15 protein-coding genes and 2 tRNA genes are annotated in these 18,304 nt (G+C 44.2%); 5 read left to right on the top strand and 12 right to left on the bottom strand.

Annotated features, from left to right (window positions below; translation table 11 throughout):
• Positions 1–19: 19 nt before the first annotated feature.
• The 7 genes from CGSMWGV1500E_RS01995 to CGSMWGV1500E_RS01965 all read right to left on the bottom strand — a co-directional run bounded on the left by CGSMWGV1500E_RS01995 (position 20) and on the right by CGSMWGV1500E_RS01965 (position 7,291).
• Positions 20–736: an ECF transporter S component gene (locus CGSMWGV1500E_RS01995; protein WP_004128698.1), complete on the bottom strand. Its 717-nt coding sequence runs from the start codon at positions 734–736 to the stop codon at positions 20–22.
• A 313-nt stretch (positions 737–1,049) separates the two neighbouring features.
• Positions 1,050–1,121 (bottom strand) — tRNA-Glu (locus CGSMWGV1500E_RS01990).
• Positions 1,122–1,634: 513 nt separating this feature from the next.
• Positions 1,635–2,453 carry a tRNA (guanosine(46)-N7)-methyltransferase TrmB gene (gene trmB / locus CGSMWGV1500E_RS01985; protein ID WP_004128700.1) on the bottom strand — a complete coding sequence of 273 codons (819 nt, stop codon included), beginning with the start codon at positions 2,451–2,453 and terminating at the stop codon, positions 1,635–1,637.
• Between the two features lie 168 nt (positions 2,454–2,621).
• The gene (locus CGSMWGV1500E_RS01980; RefSeq protein WP_004128702.1) at positions 2,622–3,086 is read right to left on the bottom strand and encodes a cell division protein SepF; all 465 of its coding nucleotides are present in this window, start codon (positions 3,084–3,086) and stop codon (positions 2,622–2,624) included.
• A gap of 24 nt (positions 3,087–3,110) precedes the next feature.
• The gene (gene ftsZ / locus CGSMWGV1500E_RS01975; protein ID WP_032843563.1) at positions 3,111–4,322 is read right to left on the bottom strand and encodes a cell division protein FtsZ; all 1,212 of its coding nucleotides are present in this window, start codon (positions 4,320–4,322) and stop codon (positions 3,111–3,113) included.
• A gap of 213 nt (positions 4,323–4,535) precedes the next feature.
• Complete coding sequence (gene dusB / locus CGSMWGV1500E_RS01970; protein ID WP_004128705.1) at positions 4,536–5,690, bottom strand: tRNA dihydrouridine synthase DusB; 1,155 nt, start codon at positions 5,688–5,690, stop codon at positions 4,536–4,538.
• An 80-nt stretch (positions 5,691–5,770) separates the two neighbouring features.
• Positions 5,771–7,291 carry a glycine--tRNA ligase gene (locus CGSMWGV1500E_RS01965; RefSeq protein ID WP_004128707.1) on the bottom strand — a complete coding sequence of 507 codons (1,521 nt, stop codon included), beginning with the start codon at positions 7,289–7,291 and terminating at the stop codon, positions 5,771–5,773.
• A gap of 173 nt (positions 7,292–7,464) precedes the next feature.
• Here CGSMWGV1500E_RS01965 and CGSMWGV1500E_RS0106100 point away from each other — a divergent pair, with 173 nt between their 5' ends.
• The gene (locus CGSMWGV1500E_RS0106100) at positions 7,465–7,857 is read left to right on the top strand and encodes an MTH1187 family thiamine-binding protein (protein WP_032843597.1); all 393 of its coding nucleotides are present in this window, start codon (positions 7,465–7,467) and stop codon (positions 7,855–7,857) included.
• Positions 7,858–7,887: 30 nt separating this feature from the next.
• On the opposite strand, the gene CGSMWGV1500E_RS01960 is transcribed toward CGSMWGV1500E_RS0106100, so the two are convergent.
• From CGSMWGV1500E_RS01960 to CGSMWGV1500E_RS01950, 3 genes are read right to left on the bottom strand one after another with little or no spacing between them, the layout of a single operon-like run.
• Positions 7,888–8,682, bottom strand: a complete 795-nt coding sequence (locus CGSMWGV1500E_RS01960; protein WP_004128711.1) for an isoprenyl transferase — start codon at positions 8,680–8,682, stop codon at positions 7,888–7,890.
• Positions 8,683–8,684: 2 nt separating this feature from the next.
• Positions 8,685–9,431: a DNA repair protein RecO gene (recO, locus tag CGSMWGV1500E_RS01955; protein ID WP_004128713.1), complete on the bottom strand. Its 747-nt coding sequence runs from the start codon at positions 9,429–9,431 to the stop codon at positions 8,685–8,687.
• A gap of 51 nt (positions 9,432–9,482) precedes the next feature.
• A complete protein-coding gene (locus CGSMWGV1500E_RS01950; protein WP_004128715.1) occupies positions 9,483–11,003 on the bottom strand; it encodes a DivIVA domain-containing protein in 1,521 nt (506 codons plus the stop codon).
• A gap of 121 nt (positions 11,004–11,124) precedes the next feature.
• On the opposite strand from CGSMWGV1500E_RS01950, the gene CGSMWGV1500E_RS01945 reads away from it, so the two are divergent.
• Positions 11,125–11,198, top strand: a tRNA-Val gene (locus CGSMWGV1500E_RS01945).
• 71 nt (positions 11,199–11,269) lie between these two features.
• On the opposite strand, the gene CGSMWGV1500E_RS01940 is transcribed toward CGSMWGV1500E_RS01945, so the two are convergent.
• Positions 11,270–12,175: a PDZ domain-containing protein gene (locus CGSMWGV1500E_RS01940; protein ID WP_004128717.1), complete on the bottom strand. Its 906-nt coding sequence runs from the start codon at positions 12,173–12,175 to the stop codon at positions 11,270–11,272.
• Between the two features lie 147 nt (positions 12,176–12,322).
• On the opposite strand from CGSMWGV1500E_RS01940, the gene CGSMWGV1500E_RS01935 reads away from it, so the two are divergent.
• Complete coding sequence (locus CGSMWGV1500E_RS01935; protein ID WP_004128719.1) at positions 12,323–13,876, top strand: zinc-dependent metalloprotease; 1,554 nt, start codon at positions 12,323–12,325, stop codon at positions 13,874–13,876.
• A gap of 445 nt (positions 13,877–14,321) precedes the next feature.
• Here CGSMWGV1500E_RS01935 and CGSMWGV1500E_RS01930 read toward each other — a convergent pair whose 3' ends face one another.
• On the bottom strand, positions 14,322–15,884 hold the full coding sequence (locus CGSMWGV1500E_RS01930; protein ID WP_004128721.1) for an ATP-dependent helicase: 1,563 nt from the start codon (positions 15,882–15,884) through the stop codon (positions 14,322–14,324).
• A gap of 156 nt (positions 15,885–16,040) precedes the next feature.
• On the opposite strand from CGSMWGV1500E_RS01930, the gene CGSMWGV1500E_RS01925 reads away from it, so the two are divergent.
• Positions 16,041–17,672, top strand: coding sequence for a phosphotransferase (locus CGSMWGV1500E_RS01925; RefSeq protein WP_032843566.1), 1,632 nt, complete (start codon positions 16,041–16,043; stop codon positions 17,670–17,672).
• Between the two features lie 37 nt (positions 17,673–17,709).
• Complete coding sequence (locus CGSMWGV1500E_RS01920) at positions 17,710–17,928, top strand: DUF3107 family protein (RefSeq protein WP_004128724.1); 219 nt, start codon at positions 17,710–17,712, stop codon at positions 17,926–17,928.
• Positions 17,929–18,304: the final 376 nt, after the last annotated feature.

Genomic DNA, 18,304 nt, shown 5'->3' on the forward strand with positions numbered 1-18,304 from the left:
CGAACTCAAATAAAAAGCATCACACGCGCTCAGTTCGTCCGGAAGCAAAGTTATCAAGAGCACCGGTTGCGCGCAAAGCCAAGTAAACAAACCACACAAGCACACCGGAAAGCAAAAGACCACTTACAAGCTCCGTAATCATATGAATCGTAATATAAGTAGGAGCTTTAGCCTGATACTTAGTGAAGCTTAAGAACACACCATACTCAAAAGCCACAAGCAAACCAGAAAGAGCACTCAAAGTCAAATTAAACTTTCGATACTTAGCAATCAAGAATGGCAATTCTGCAAAAACACCCTGCAGCAAAGCAGAAATAACAGTATCCCTAATATTAAAAGGAGAACCAAGCAAAACCTGCACAAAAGCTGCAACAACATTCACATACACTGCAGAACCAGGCTTACGAATTAAAAGAAGAGCAAGAGTGCCAGATAAATACCACACGCCATGCGTAATACTAGCAAAACCAGGAAGAATAGCAGCATTAAGCGTGCGAATTATTGGAATAAAAACCAATCCATAGCCAAAAAGAATTACGCCAAAAACAGCAGATAAAGCAGCTCCCAAAGCAATATCCGCCACACGCCAACGCAAATTAGCAACAATTGAAGGCTCCGGATTAGCTTTATCATTCGCACTATCCGTTACAGGAGTTGCAGAAGCTACAGAAGCAGATGATTTCGCTTCATCACTATCAATACTATTATCAATATTCGTGTTAAAAATATTGCTCATAAGAAATCCTTTATCTTAAAAATGCTGCGCATTGTAAATACTTAATTGAGCACTTCCTGACCTACGCAACCCGGGCAGAAGCACCAACGAGTAAGTCTATCACCTTAAACAAAAGAAACACACGCTATAACAAATTTGCGTTATCAAAGTAAGTTATAACGCAATATAAAACCGCAGAAATATAGGAACAAGTAGCAGAAAACAGATAACTGAAGGAAAAACCTAGGTTATAAGGGTTATATGCCAAAAACTTGGGCAAGATGCAATCAAAAACAAAAAGCACCGCTAGGATTTTAAGCGGTGCTATAATTTGTACCCCCTAAGAGAGTCGAACTCTTGTTGTCAGATTGAAAGTCTGGTGTCCTAACCGTTAGACGAAGGGGGCTTCGAACCAAACCATATGATATTAACACTCGGAAAAGAAGCTCGCAACTTACGGCGTGTTGAGATTAAGTACGGCTTAATTGCGTGTGTGTTTGTAGGATTAGTTTTATTTTTTCTTTCGATATTCTTTAGTATCGTCTATGAGTTTTGACTGGTGTTCTTGTTCTTAGGTTCTTGACGAGGCTGGAAAATTTGTGTTTGCGCAAGTCCCGTCCTTCGTTGCTTTAACTGTTAAAGTATTTTGCTGTGTTCGCCTATCTTTTAACAATGTTGCTTCCTCAGTCCTCTTTTATTGCTGAACACAATTTTTCCAGCCTCTCAACACACTAAACGACAACACAAAACTCATAACTCGTTAAATTTGTTACGCAAAGTACGTGGTTTACTAAGTGCAACTAAAGTCACGCAATTAAGCTGCGGGTAGGTGCGTGGTAGGTAGGAGTGTTCGGTGTGGTGTGTGCAGCAGCGCGAATGCTAGTATTCGCTAATCAACAGGACTAGCGTATTGAGAGCATTATTTCGCTAGGTAGGTGAAGTCGTGAATCCTGCGACCAGCCTCCAAGCCTTTACGCTCAAAATTTGTAAGAACGCGACCAGCAAAACGCTCAGATTCACTAAAATCTGCGTGAGGAAGAGCTGCTGCAGTGTCGACCGTACCTTTTCCAACGTGCTCAGTTGGGAGACTTACTTTTAATTCGCCAATATTTGTGAAATCTTCGCGAGAATCCATAATCTCATGCACGTGCAAAGCATAATCCTCAATATCTGTAGCAATGCGCCACGCACCCTCTTTGCGCAATGCCTGGTGAATTGTAGAAGCAAGCTCTGGCTGCACTATACGACGCTTATGGTGGCGCATTTTAGGCCATGGATCAGGGAAGAAAGTCCAAACTTCTTCTAAAACACCTAAATCGCAAGCTGCGAAAAAATCAGGAGCATTGATTTGCGCAATACGAAGATTAGTTAAACCTTGCTTTCCAGCTAAAAGCATTGTGTGAGCAACGCCTGGATCATAAACTTCAAGCGCCAAAAAGTTAGTTTCCGGCAAACGTTCTGCTGCAGCAACAACGTTTTCGCCCTGACCGGAACCGATTTCAACAATAAGCGGATTATTATTGCCCCACTTATCTTTAATCCAATCATGCGTAATGTGCAAATTTTCGCGCAATCTAAAAGAGCCAGGAGCTTCAGTAACATCTAATAAGTACTGACTTGCATAACGCTCCTGAGCGTGCTGTAAACGCGCATCTAAGCGTCCAGAACGACGCACAAACGACAATACAGTGCGTTGCTTGGCTTGCATAGTGTTTTCGTTTTCATTTTCACTGCTCATTAGATTACTTTCGTTATTCGGCTATACGCTTTTAGTTAAATTATTTAGTTAAATTCGCATGATTTTAGTTATGCTCGAACTCTTGTTTATGCTACCAAAAAGTATAAAAAAGCAGCGAGAGTGTTAAACAAACGCTGCTTAATTAAGATTTTTATTGCGTAATACGCTTTAAGAGAACAAGTCTCGAGCAGTATTGCCGTTTGGAGCATCCTCTACTTTAATATTCACTTGCGCAGGACTGAGCAAGAACACGCGAGGAGTTACACGCTCAATAGAACCGCGCACGCCGAATACTACGCCAGCAGAGAAATCAACAATTCGATACGCCACAGACTCAGTTACGCCAGTTAAATTAAGCACCACTGGAACGCCATCTCTTAAAGCACGACCAACCATTTGCGCATCGTCATAAGACTTTGGATGAATGGTAGTAATACGGCTCATGCGATTAAGACTTGCGCGAGCAGAAGTGCCACTAGGGCGAGAATCGTCTCCGCGCTGCGACGCAACAGGTGTTACCGATCGATCGTTGTCAAAGGAAGTTTCTGGAACATCAGCTTCAACATAATCATCATCTTCTTGAACATCTGCCATACCAACGTACGACATTACGTTCTTCATAAAGCTAGCCATGAAGCCACCCTCCTCTCGTTACGCCTAACGCAGAAAATCAGGAATATCTAGTTCATCCGGTTCAGAAGGCTGCGGTTGAGCAGGTTCTGGATTAGATACATACTGCTGATTTGCTGCAGTATCAAACATAGAAGGCACAGAAGCAGGCTGCTCTGCTTGTTTAGCAGCAGATTCTTCCCTCATAGCAGAAGTAGACTTTGCTGGAGCAACAGACTTTACATCTGCCTGCATATCAACAAACTGACCGGCTGTTGCTGAAGATTCTTCCGACTTAGAGTGAGCGTCAAAACCTGCAGCAATAACAGTCACACGCACTTCGTCACCGTAGGAATCATCCAAGGAAAGACCCCAAATAATTTGTGCTTCTGGATGAATAGCCTTACGAACAAGCTCAGTTGCAGCAGACGCTTCTTGAAGCTTCAAATCGCTTGGACCTGCAATGTTAATCAAAGCACCGTGAGCACCTTCAATGCTTTCCTCAAGAAGAGGCGAGCTGATAGCGATTTCAGCAGCCTGAGTTGCACGATCTTCACCCTTTGCAGAACCGATGCCAAAGAGTGCTGTACCTGCTCCACGCAAAATAGCGGTAACATCGGAGAAGTCCACATGAATGTACGAATTTGTGGTAATCAAATCAGTAATACCTTGAACACCAGCAAGCAATGCAGTATCTGCCGTCTTAAATGCTTCAATAATACCGATTGTGCGATCCGAAATTTCCAAAAGACGATCGTTTGGAATTACGATTAACGCATCAACTTCTTTGCGAAGATTTTCGATACCAAGTTTTGCAGATGCAGCTCGCTGCGGCCCTTCAAAACCGAATGGACGCGTAACAACTGCAATAGTTAAAGCACCCTGCTGATGCGCAGCACGAGCAACTATTGGGCTAGCACCAGTGCCTGTACCGCCGCCTTCGCCGCAGGTAACGAACACCATATCAGCACCCTTAAGTGCTTCTTCAATATCTGATTGATGATCCTGTGCAGCTTTTGCACCCTTCTCAGGATCAGCACCAGCACCAAGACCTCGGCTTGAAGCGTCCGATAATGAAATCTTTACATCAGCATCAGAACGCAGTAAATCTTTAGCGTCAGTATTAATGGCTACAAATTCTACATTCTGTAGACCCTCGCTGATCATCCGATTGACGGCGTTACCGCCGGCACCACCGACGCCGACTACCTTGATGATGGTTTTGTCGTTGAAATTGTCAGTCTGGGCAATCTCGCTCACCGTTTTCTCCTGTCACTCACGCACGTTTACACAATATTTTAGCGCAAAACGCTCGATACTGACGACGTTTTAACAATAAACTGAAAAAATGTCACTGATTTGATAATACACCGTGCTATATGCAAATATACATAGCCGGTAATTTTCTTTGAATAATCACAAGATAATCGCAGAATAATCAGTATATAAAAATGGCCAAAAGCCTAGAAAACTCTAGTAACTAGCATCCATCGGGTCGTCGCCAAACAAGGCTTCGCGCTCCTCATGGCTTGTAGTACGAGAATCCAACCAGCCGTATGGCAAATGAACTTTTTTAGCAAAACGCACACGACCACGCGGCGTGTCTAACACTTGTTCCGGCAGACGAAGAGAGCCGTCGAGCATATTAAGATTGCGATTAACATCCTCAATAGACTCGCATTCCATAAAGTTTTTGCGAGTTCCTCCACCAACCGGAAAACCCTTTAAATACCAAGCAATATGCTTACGCAAGTCGTGAACAGCCATACGCTCGTCACCATCATAAAACTCAACCAAAAGATTTAAGTGGCGCAAAATCACTGAGCCAACTTCCGCCAAAGTAGGATTAACACGATTATCGCTACCCTCGCAAGCGTTACGAATATCTGCAAAAATCCAAGGCCTACCCTGGCATCCGCGACCAATGGCAACTCCCGCGCAACCAGTTTCTTTAAACATTGCGAGCGCATCTTGCGCACCCCAAATATCACCGTTTCCAAAAACAGGAATATTAAGCGCATCAACAAGCTCACCAATACGCTGCCAGTCTGAATGACCACCGTAATATTCTGAAGTTGTGCGAGCATGCAAAGTTACAGCAGCACATCCTTCTTCCTGAGCAATATGGCCGGCTTGCATAAAAGTTTCATGACTCTCGTCAATACCAACGCGGAATTTAGCTGTAACTGGGATTCCTGCAGGATTACAAACAGAAACTACGCGATGCAAAATTTCTTGCAGCAAATCAGTTTTCCAAGGAAGAGCAGACCCACCGCCGCGTCTTGTAACTTTAGGAACAGGACATCCAAAGTTTAAGTCAACATGGTCGGCCATGTTTTCATCGACAACAATTCGAGCAGCAAGCTCCACAATAGAAGGATTAACACCATAAAGCTGCAAAGATCGCACTTTTTCACTAGGCGCAAAACGACAAAGTCTAAGCGCTTTTGGATTTCTTGCAACTAATGCTCTAGCTGTAATCATTTCTGCTACGTAAAGCCCGTCTGGACCAAATTCTCGGCAGATTACGCGAAATGGCCAGTTAGTGATTCCAGCCATTGGAGACAAAACAACAGGAGTTGCAATATGAACTTTCCCTAAATCCACTGGTTTGATAGAAAAATTCATATTGCTTTAACTCCATTCACTTTAATAATATTTTTGCTTATTAATACTTAAGATATTCTTAAGCGATACTCAAACGCGTATTAGTACAAGCCGCCAGCAGTCGCGATTTTAACAGGCTTAGACTCGTCTTCGCCTGCTTCTTTAGCAATATCTACAGCACCATCAGCTGAGCGAGTGCCAACAATCTCAACAGGACCCTGCGGATACTTAACGCGCTTTTCGTTAATGCGGCTAGCAACGTAATCTGCAACCTTGCCCAAAGAAACGCGCTCTTGCTGCATAGTGTCGCGCTCGCGGATAGTAACAGCGTGATCTTCCAAAGTATCAAAGTCAACTGTTACGCACAAAGGAGTACCGATTTCGTCTTCGCGACGGTAGCGGCGGCCAATAGCGCCTGCTTCATCGTAATCAATAACCCAATCATGCTGGCGAAGATCTGCAGCCAAATCTTGAGCAACAGCTTGCAATTCCGGCTTCTTGCTCAACGGCAAAACTGCAGCCTTAACAGGAGCCAAACGAGGATCGAGTCTAAGAACAGTGCGCTTGTCAACGCCGCCCTTAGTGTTTGGAGCTTCGTCAACGTCGTAAGCGTCAACCAAGAATGCCATAAGAGAGCGCGTAAGACCAGCAGCAGGCTCAATAACGTAAGGCACGTACTTTTCGCCAGTAGCCTGGTTAAAGTAGCTCAAATCCTCGCCGGAATGCTTAGCATGAGCAGACAAATCGTAGTCAGTACGGTTTGCAATACCCTCAAGCTCTCCCCAGTCAGAACCTTGGAAGCCGAATTTGTACTCAATATCGACAGTGCGCTTGGAATAGTGGCTGAGCTTCTCCTTAGGATGCTCGTACATGCGCAAGTTTTCTGGCTTCACACCCAAATCCACATACCAGCGAACGCGAGTGTCAATCCAATACTGATGCCAAGCTTCGTCTGTTCCAGGCTCTACGAAGAACTCCATTTCCATCTGCTCAAACTCACGAGTGCGGAAAATAAAGTTTCCAGGCGTAATCTCGTTACGGAAAGACTTACCAATATTTGCAATGCCGAATGGCGGCTTTTGACGAGTAGAAGTCATGACGTTCTTAAAGTCCACAAAAATACCCTGAGCTGTTTCTGGACGCAAATAGTGCAAGCTGTTTTCGTCTTCAACAGGGCCTAAATGCGTGCGAAGCATCATGTTGAAGTCACGTGGCTCAGTCCAGTTTCCGCGAGTACCACAATCTGGGCAAGCAATATCTTTTAAGCCGTTTTCTGGCATTTTATCGCCATGCTTTTCGGCATAAGACTCTTCCAACTTGTCTGCACGATGACGCTTATGGCAGTTCAAGCACTCAATCAAAGGATCGTTAAACACGGAAACGTGACCGGAAGCAACCCAAACTTGCGAAGGCAGAATAACGGAAGTATCCACGCCAACAACATCGCCGCGCGTGGTTACCATGTAGCGCCACCATTCGCGCTTGATATTATCCTTTAACGCAACGCCCAACGGACCATAATCCCACGCGGAGCGCGTGCCACCGTAAATTTCGCCAGCTGGGAACACAAAACCTCGACGCTTAGCCAAGGACACGACTTCATCAAGCTTTGAAACAGCCACAATACACCTTTTCGTAAAACTAGAAAATTCGGGTGAAACGGTGTTAATTATAGAAAAACCCTGTGACGCTTGTAGAATTATTAAAGTCACGCAAATTTATGAGTTTGTTGCGCATTATTTGGCGTTATATTTTGCTAAATTTGCGTAAGATTACGAATTTAAGGGATTGTGCTATGAGTGAAATCAATAAAGATAACGAAGATAAAAACGCAAACATTTGCGAAAATAGCTGCGCAAACGCTCACAAAACTAACACGGTTGCGGCGTTGTGCATTGCTCCAAGCGGAGTCGGCGACGAGTTAAGCGAGTACGTGGCGGATGCCGTGAAAGTTATTCGCGACTCTGGATTAAAAAACGAAACGAACGCAATGTTTACGAATATTGAGGGCGAATTTGACGACGTTATGCGCGTTGTTCGTGACGCAACTATGACGCTAGTTAATAAAGGATACAGAACTGGCGTAATTCTAAAGCTAGACATTCGCCCTGGTTTTAGCAATCAAATTGACGCAAAAGCAGCGCTCGTAGATAAGATTCTCGACGAACGCAAAAACAACGAAAACTAAGCGCGTTTAAGCGTCTAAACATCTAAGCGTTTAAGCGTTTTTTACGCCGCCAAACCTGCGGTCGCGATGCGCATAACGGTCAATCGACCTCCACAGCGCTTCGCGGCCGTAATCCGGAAATAGTTCCGGCACAAAATCAAGCTCCGCGTAGGATGCTTGCCAAGGCAAAAAGTTACTTGTGCGCTGCTCGCCGGAAGTGCGAATAACCAAATCGCAATCTGGAATATCTGGATTATACAAGTGCTCAGCAATCATTTTTTCAGTGATACGATCGCCTTTAATCTTGCCATTTTGAATTTCTTTAGCAATTTGCGCACACGCATCCGCAATTTCCGCTCGCCCACCATAATTTATGCAAAAAACAACGTCAATAGTTTTGTTGTTCTTGGTGATTTCTTGAGCTTTTTCCAGCTCGTCAATAACAGACTTCCACAAACGAGGACGACGCCCAGCCCAGCGCACGCGCACACCCCACTCGTTCATTTGCGCAACTCTGCGATGAATAATATCCCTAGAAAATCCCATTAAAAAGCGCACTTCTTGCGGAGAACGCTTCCAATTTTCCGTAGAAAAAGTATACAAGCTTAAGTAGCGCACTCCCGCTTCAATAGCGCCAGCAATAGTGTCAAAAACAACAGGCTCCGCGGCTTTGTGACCTTCGGTTCGAATCATTCCGCGCTCTTTAGCCCAACGACCATTACCGTCCATAATCACACCAACATGGCGAGGAACCTTTCCCTTAGGAAAATCTGGTATGCGAGAAAGGTCACTAAAAGGAGCCGCCGGAATATTAAGCGACGTATAATCCACGTTTTCAAAAGCCATACTTAAGAATGTAACAACCCCATTGAACGAATTGGACGCTCAAGATAATATTCCGCCCAAATCTTTGCGCAAGAAAGAGTAGAAGAATCGATTGGCACGCCGTCAATAGAATGCCAATCGCCTTGCAAAAGTGCGAATAGTTGAAGACGTGTTTCGTCAGAACAAATAATAGATTCGGGCGTATGATCGCCAGCACACATAACGCCGCCGGCAGATGGAGAAAAGTAGCACAAATTTTCTTCTTTTCCGCAAACAACGCAAGTTTTTAAACGCGGCGACCAGCCAGCCAAAGACATTGCGCGCAAAAGGTATGAAATTCCAATAGCATTCGGCGCATGCTTTCTGTTAGATAGCGACGACAAAGCAGCAGTAAGTAGACGATACTGTCCGGAAGTATCTTGATATTCACGCATATACTCATCCGTATATTCGTTGGAAACCAGAGCATCTGCAACTTCCAACATAACGCTTGCATACTCATAGGACGTATAATCGGCACAAATCGGGCCGGCGTAGGCAGATATGGAAACAGCCTGTGATACAACATCCAAAGACTTTCCTTGCGCCAAAAGCACATCAACGCGCATAAGAGGCTCAAGTCGGCCGCCAAAGCGCGATTTAAGACGACGAACTCCTTTTGCAACAGCACGAACTTTTCCATGCTGCTTTGTGAGCAAAACTACAATTCTATCTGCTTCACCCAAAGGAAAAGCACGAAGCACAACGGCTTCATCGCGATACAACGGCATAAATCAAACTGCCAGTCTAAAATTATTGCAAATCTTAGCAAATAAAAGCGGTTACGCTATGCCGTCACTGGTATCGTCACTATTATCGTCGTCATTATCTGAATCATTATTGAAAGAAGTCGATTCATCAATATGACCGATTATTGGGAATGAAAGATCTGGAATATCCAAACTCAATGGCTTGCTAGGCTCTAAATGCGTAACTGGGATTTGCATAGAATCAGATGCGCGCTTTGCAGGAGCTGCAGGCGGGAAAGATGGTATAGCAGATGCAGCAGACTCAGGTGCAGACTCAGGTGCAGACTCAGCAGCTTCGTGCGTACGATGTGAAACCGGAGGGAAAGCAGGAGGCACAGTCGGCGGCACAGAAGTATTCGCAACTGGCTTTGCAGCTGGCTTCACAGCTGGAGGCACAGTCGGCGGCACAGTAGCAGAAGCAGAAGAATTATGCATTACTGTGGCACTTTGCAAAAGCTCATCGTTACTATCTTCATCGTCAAGATTTGCAGACTTACTTTCTGCAGAATGAGCCGTAAAGATTGCGCGCTCAGACTGATGTAACGCTTCAAACGAATCGCTAGAAGATTGATTATTGTAATCAACCGGAGCAAAAATGCTTTGCTTTTCGTGATCAGGAACATTAGGCACCAATTGAGAGCGAGTAATCTTTGGCAAAACGTTTGAGACTTCGCCCTTTTCTGCAGAAGAAGTTGCGGAAGATACTGCAGAAGATACGCCAGACACTTTTGTTGCAGGAGCAAAAGATGGAGCCACAGAAGCAGTTGCAGAAGCAGCAGACGCAGCAGCCACGTCCGTCGCTGTTCCAACAGCCGCAGCCGCAGACGCAGCCTCAGCGGACGCGCGCTTATCTTCAGCAGCAGACGCAGCAGCAATAGCCTCAACAAGAGTATGTCCTGAATAATCAGAATTAACATACTTGTCTAAACGCTTAAGAGATTCCAAGCTACTTAACAAACGCACGCAAGCATTCAAGTAGTAATCAACCTGACGCTCATCATAGCCATGTTTGCCAGTTTTTTGAGTGAAAATAACATTAGAAACATATGTGGAGTTAATGTCGTTCAAAGTATTTTCGTCAGTTTCCCACTCAAGCTCGTGACCAAGCATAAGCGCAATCTTATCTAAAGCTTGATCAACCATAATATCTACTTGCTTACGAGCATAAGATGGTCGACGAGAAGCTCCGTTATCAAAACGTTCACGATAATCACGCTGAGCATGTTTCAAAAGCTTACGATACAACTCTTCAGCGCGAGCTTTCCAAGCCACCCTACCACACTCGGAAATCTCCTGCTCGGTGCATTTGTCAACAACTGCGCGCTCCAAACGAGACAGTGCAGCATCAACCTGCCCAATAACATAACCATTTCGCTCTAAGTCAAAAGAAACTTCTTGAATGTCTTGCTGAGTAAGTCGAGCCTCATCGCTTTCATACAAAGTGTGCGCACGCTCCAGAAAAGCATCTACCTGTGCGACGTTATATCCTAACTTACGCTTACCCACACGCTCCATTCCTGAAGCATTACGAGCGGTATCAGGTTTATTAGTCATCTACTATCGACCTCCTGAGCACATGTTTCCATTGAGTATACTCTACGCGATTGTTGAGACGCGCGCCACGCTTAAGTACATTCGTACAGACCCTCATGTATGTTTTTACTTTGTTGCAATCGGGCGATTAGCTCAGCTGGCTAGAGCGCCACCTTTACACGGTGGATGTCGGGGGTTCGAGTCCCTCATCGCCCACTTTCTGTTCGATTCAAATTACCTTATTTAATTAGATTATTTAATTCGCTTATTTTGTATTCATTTTGTATTCATTTTGTATTTACATCTTTTGCACTACAGCTTGGCAATTTATCTGCTCCACGGCTGGAACCTATAGATTTCAACGCTTTATAAGCTTCATCAATAGTACTAACTCGAACAACTCGCAAACCTTGTGGAACATGACCAACTACTTCGTCGCAATTATCTTTAGGAGCTAAAAACCAGGTAGCACCATCTCGCTTAGCTGCAATCATTTTTAGGCGAATACCACCAATAGCGCCAATTTTCTTCGATTTTTCAATAGTTCCAGTGCCGGCTATAGTTTTACCGCCAGTTTCACTTTCAGGCGTAAGCTTATCTAAAATTCCAAGCGTATACATCATTCCTGCAGAAGGTCCCCCAACATCTTCAATATGTAAACGCAACTTCACACCCTTAGTATTAATTCCAAGATGCTTAGAGGCGTATTGTAAAGCAACATTTTGCGCAACATCCTGCGAATTGTTCATTTCGTGTTCGGATTCCTTATCGTAATCATCCGCATTCTGACCAACAGGCACAATTGCTTCGCGAGGAATTATCGCTTTTTGAGGATTCAGCCACGAAATAAGCGCTTCAAATGTTGAAACTTCATGCCCTGGAACTCCAGAAGTATCAACAGTGAGCATTAATAATTTCCCGCTATCTTTATACTTTGCATGCTTTGAAAGTATTTGAATTACAGGAAGCTTTGAATCTCCAGAAACACCAAGCACATCCTGAGTAGTACCAGGCTCTTCTACAACATACGCACTTGGTAGCATCAGCGCAATTAACGCAACTAATACGGCAAAAAATCCCGCAAAATAGCGCAAAGAATGTGAATCAATATACAAAATTAACTGCTTCGCAAATGTTAGCAATCTACCTGATAACCTGCTAAATATGCGCAAACGTTTAGAAAAGCCAAGCATGTTTGTATCATTACACAAGCCCTATATAGATTAATTTGATTTTGAATTTGACTTATAATGCAAATAATGCAAAATATAATGCAAAATATAATGTATAAAACATAATAAAAACATATTTGCTTTAAACCGCAGCAAAAGGATGAACTCATGAACGATGATGCAATTCACCAGTGGCTTATTGAATGCTTTGGGCCAATACAAGGCGAAGAAGCATGGAAACAACTTGAACAACTTCCTTTTGAGCTGCGCGAACAACTCTTAAATCAAAACCCAGATAAGCTTCCTAAACCGGACGAAGTTCGTAGCATGATGCAAGCTTTCAGCGCAGGAGGACTAAATAATCCTAATGAAATGGAAGCAACACTTGAAGAAGGGCCAATTAACCAAAAACTTGCGCAATCAATTGCATTACAGCGCGCAACCGGAGATCAAGGTAACGTAAATGCAGAAGTTGCTGACTCGGCTAGGCGTGCGCTAAGTCAAGCAAATTTGTGGCTAGATATTACGTGCAATTTCAATCCTGCTCCAGGAACACCAGCGGTACTTTCAAGAGCGGATTGGGTTGAAGGAACACTCGGAGCATGGGTAAAATTCGCAAACCCTGTTGCAAAATCCGTGAACGAAGCGCTTACTTCTGTTATTGAGGAGCGATTTAGCGGTGTGGACGACGCTGAAGTAAAAGGACTTTTTGCAGGAGTTGTGCCGATTCCGCTGCCTGAAGGAATGAATAATCCAGCGCAACTAATGAAACTACTCGGAAACACTTCCTTTGCTATGCAATTAGGGCAAGCTGCGGGCGCACTTTCGCACGAAGTACACGGAAGTTTTGATCAAGGACTTGCGTTATTGCAAAATCCTGCTGGAGGCTTAATTCCATACAACTGCATTGAATACGCAAAAGTGTGGGAGTTAGATATTACAGAAGTCATGAATTATTTGGCTTTGCGAGAAGCAGCTCACGCAAGACTATTTGCATCCGTGCCATGGCTTATGCCGCGATTTGAGGCGCTGATTATTAAGTATGCAAACGGAATAAACATTGATTTAGAGGCGATGGAAGAACAACTTCGCGACGTAGAAACTATGAATCCGGAAGCAATTTCGGGTGCTGTAAATTTGCAGAATATTGGTAGCAATGATTCAGAGGAGCAGCGTCAAGCATTGCACAGTTTAGAAACACTGCTTGCGCTTGTTGAAGGATGGGTTGATTGCGTTACTTGGCAGGCTGGAATGGCTCATATTGTGCATATTGAACAGTTGCGCGAAATGATGCGTCGCGAGCGCGCTGCAGGAGGACCGGCAGAAGTGACATTCGAATCGCTTTTGGGATTGAAACTTAGACCTCGCCGAATGAGAGAAGCAACTAAGTTGTGGGAAAAGATTACGCAAGAGCACGGAATTGATAAGCGAGATAGTTTGTGGGGTCACCCAGATTTGCTACCAACTTTGCAGGAAACTAGCGAAAACGCGAAGGAAGATGGTAGTGAATCTAATCATGAAAATAGTAGCAAAAGCGTAAACGCAAATAGCAGCGAAGTCTTAGATACTAGCTTAGGTACTAGCAGTAGCGAAAATTGGGATGCTGACTTTAGCAAGCTACTTGAGGAAGAAGAGCACAAAAAGAATCAAGGCGGCGAAACTGGTAACGGATCTGGCGACGGATCTGACAATACCGACGGCGCCGAAAATCAGGCTGAATAATCAATCACGCTATTAAAGCGATGTAAAGGAATAATCGAAATCCCCTCAAACATTCTGTAGCTTTGCAGTAATGCTTCTGGAACGGTAATTACTTGTTGATTAGTGAACTTTAACATTAATGCTCTGCAGACGCTGATTACTTATTACTTATAGAACACTAGCATCATTGCTGCTGCGCACTCCACACCAGACACTCCTACCACACAGCAGAACACTAGCGGTTTTAGTGGTAGTGAGGGTGGGTGTTGCTTGGTCGAGCAATATAAAAGCGGAGCGATAGTAATATCTTTTTGACGAATAACTATTTTTGCAAAAAAGTAAGTAAAAAAAACTAAACTTAACTATCTAGCCACTAAGTCCAAATAAGGTATAAGAGCGGAGCGCTGCGAGACAAGTAACACCCACCCTCACAGCCACACCATAAACCGACAGCCAAAAATCGAAATCAAGCCAAGAAGCGGCTAGGAGCGCGATTCATCCCCGCGCTTCCCTCTTTTCGGCAAGCGTAAGACAGGTGAAGCGTTTTTTCAGCACGAGTCACAGCAACATACATAAGTCTGCGCTCCTCTTCTATATCTTCATCTGTAGAAGCAGAACCGAATGGTATTAAGCCTTCCGAGCAACCAACCACATAAACGTGCGCAAACTCCAAACCCTTAACTGCGTGAATAGTAGAAACCGTAACTGTTGAAATATCAAGCGTTTTAGAAGCATCACCAGCATCTAAAGAAGCCGAGGTTTGCGCATCTTCCAAAACATTTCGCTGCCAGCCAACGTCTCTTCTCACTCGATACGGCATTTTGGCAAATTTCAAAGCCTTGCAAATAACCTGCTGCTGAGCGTTAGTGCGCGTTAGTATTGCGCAATCTCCCGGATTGGCAACTTCGCTTTTTACAAACTTTACAATTTGATTGACCACACCCAAAGCTTCATCAACATCAGTCGCAAAAACCTGCTGCGAAACACGAGTACCGCCTTTAGTAAGAGACTTAACTTTTACGTAGTCACGCTTATACGGCGATGAAGCAAGTACGCGATTAGCAATACCAACTATGCGCTCTGTTGAACGATAATCCGTATTCAAACTAATATCGGCACTTATTGGAGCAAATTCTTGCGGAAAAGCTAACAAATCGTAGCTACTTGCGCCCGCAAACGAGTAGATAGTCTGAGCAGGGTCGCCAACTACGCAAATATCACGATTCTGCCCCATCCATAATCGCAATAATTCGTGCTGTAAAGGAGACACATCCTGATATTCGTCGACTGTAATCCAACCAATTGATTGACGAATACGCCTAGAAGATTCCGGAAAATTTCGCAAAATATGACATGCAAGCAAAAGAATATCGTTAAAATCAATACAATTATGCGAATTTTTTTCTGTTTCGTAAGCTTCGTAAACGTCAACGAATTGCTGCGGTTCTAATCCTGCAGGAGGCAGGCGATGAGTTGCAGCACAAGCGCGAATGTAATCATCTGGCGCGATAAGCGAAACTTTAGACCAGTTGATTTCCGCCAAAATATCTCGAGCTTGCAGCAAAGTTAAGCCATCAAAATCTGGGTAACGCTTAAGAGCTGCAGATATTATTTGCTTAGGATCTTCCATAATAGACGGAAAAGGCGCTGAACAAACTTCACTCCACACGCTACGAATCTGCTGCAATGCAGCCGAGTGAAAAGTTGCAACACAACCAATATTTTTAACGCCAAGAGCCTCTATTCTAGAGCGCATTTCCGCAGCAGCTTTTACAGAAAAAGTAACTGCCAAAACTCTTTCAGCATCCCACTTACCGCTAGCGCAAGCATACGCAATTCGACGCGTAATAGTGCGCGTTTTACCAGCTCCAGCGCAAGCAATAATGCGCACCGGACCTTCTACTGCCGTGGCAGCTAAACGCTGCGAATCATCCAAACCATCTAAAAGAGCTTCTGGAGAAGGCGCTTTAGAAGCGTCTGAAGAAGCCGCTTTCGAAGTCACTTGCGAGGTTTCTGGCGAATAATTCATACCTACTATTGTGGCAGCAATAACGACGCTTGTGCAAGCTGAATAAAAACATGTGTATAACTTACGAAAAATTGGTAAAATCTCGGTGCTTTGTATTACTGTGGGAGTGTGACACAACTCAGTAGATTCAAGTTGGCAGCACTGGCATCTGCAGCCATGCCCGAAGTACAGTTTGCAGGAACGCGCCAAAGTGAGCAAGTTAATGCCACTGATACCGCGGCTGGAATTTCTCACGCCGTTGTGCAAGATGTTTCAGGTAAGCTTTATGACATTTTTATTAGTGCAGACAACAAGGGTCGCAAGCGCTTGCGCGACCGAGCTCGTGCAGCATGGACGCTTGAGCACAGCAAAGATTTAGCAGCTTTGGGATTTGCGTACGACACTATGCTTACGTTTATTCCAGGAAAACGCGAAGGCGAAGAAAACAATACTGCAACCGCGAATGCTACAAATAATGCAGATAGAGCAAATCTTAAGCAGACTATGCAAATGTCTAGCATTATTTCCGACGAAAATGACAATGACACTGTGCTTATTTGCGAGCATCTTGAAGGAAGCGCGCGCGACTTGCGTCTTCTTACAACGGATGATTGCGCAAATGTTGGAACTGCAATCGGCGCAATTCACAGACTTCGTCCTAGCTTCGTAACTCGCGGAAAATATCCTGCTTTTACTACTGGCCAAATTCGAGCACAGTTAACCGGTTGGATTAAAAGGCTTCGTCAAGCAGGTCACATTCCAACAGAAATTACGGACAGCTGGTCCAGAGTGTTGGAAACTGAAGGATTGTGGTCATTTGAAACATGCCCAGTACACGGCGGTTTTGTTGACGGAGATATTCTGTTTTCAGGATCTACTATTACTGCCGTAACAAATTGGCAGGGAATGCAAATTAACGATCCTGCTCGAGATTTGGCTTGGATTTTTGCAAAACTCAACGAACAGCGCAGAAACGCAGTACTTTCTGCATACGGCAGGATGATGGGATCTCGTCTCGATAGTTTGATTATGCTTCGAGCGAATTTGTGGTTGCAAATGGAGCAAGTTGGAGATTTTATTCAGGCTTTGCAGCGTGCAGACACAACAAGTATTATGCGTTTTAAGGCGCAGGTGGAACGTTTAGCGCACGAGCTTAGCCGTATTAACAATGCTCAAGCCGCTAAAACTCACTCTGCTGGAAGCCCTGCTTCTACTATTACTGTTGGCACGCTTCTTGAAAACGACAACACAAAAAGTCGCCAAATTTTGCAAAATAATTCTTCTGAAAATGCTGCAAATACCGCAAATTCCGCAAATGGAGACGAAACCAATGAGCGCGATATTACGGTTGAAGGAAATGTTTCTAAAGATAGCGATCAGAACACAAAAGTCGCGCGCGAAGCTGCCGAAAACGACGATACTCACGAGCGCACAGTTCAGTACGCTGTAACTAATTCTTCTAGCAACGAGGAAGCTGAAAAGGCAGCGCATATTGCAGACGATACGGCAACTCAAGTAATTACGCATGTTGAAGCTAAGTCTTCAAATGATAATGCTGACGCTGCAGAAGCTGAAGCAGAATCAGAAGCAGAATTAGAAGATGACGTTGTGAATGTTGAAGCAGCAGTTGCTGAGACAGAGACAGTTGCTAAATCAGAGACAGTTGCTGAGCCAGATGCAAACACTGAAGCAGAGGCAGATTCTGAAGAAACTTCCGCACAAGAAGAAGATGATAAGCCAGAAACGGTTATTATTCCTCTTCGCGAGCGCGAAGAGCGAGCAAAGCGCGACGCTGAAGAAGAAAACTGAAGAAGAAAGTAGTTTATAGCACTTATAGGAGGACAGCATGCGAGTAGTGCTGGGATTAAAAAACGTTTCCGATTCAATTGATTTTGAAACAAACCAGAGCGCGGACGAAGTGCGCACAATTATTAGCGACGCAAAAGATATGCTTGAGTTTACTGATGTAAACGGTCGAACGATTATGATTTCAGCATCGTCATTGTCTTACGCACTAATCGGCGACACTCCAAAGCATTCAGTAGGATTCAGCGCCCTCAATTAATATAACAAACTATAACCAAACATTATGAAGCTTTACAGTATTGCTCTGCAGAAGCTGATTACTTATTGCTTAGTGAACACTATCATTCATGCTGTTACACACGCCACGCCAGAAACTTCAATCTATGCACACACCGCAGCTTAATTGCGCGGCTCTAGTTGCACTTAGTAAACCGTGCAGTTTCGTAACAAACTTAACGAGTCTATGAGTTTTGTGTTTGTGTTTGGTGTGTTGAGAGGCTGGAAAAATTGTGTTCAGTGCTAAAAGAGGACTGAGAAGCTACATTCTTTAAGAAAGGCGAACACAATAAGCGTCTTTATCAGCCAGAGCGCACGAAGGACGGGACGCACGCAAACACAAATTTTCCAGCCTCGTC

Origin of the sequence: Gardnerella vaginalis 1500E, from assembly GCF_000263595.1 — a bacterium.
Taxonomy (GTDB): domain Bacteria; phylum Actinomycetota; class Actinomycetes; order Actinomycetales; family Bifidobacteriaceae; genus Bifidobacterium; species Bifidobacterium vaginale_E.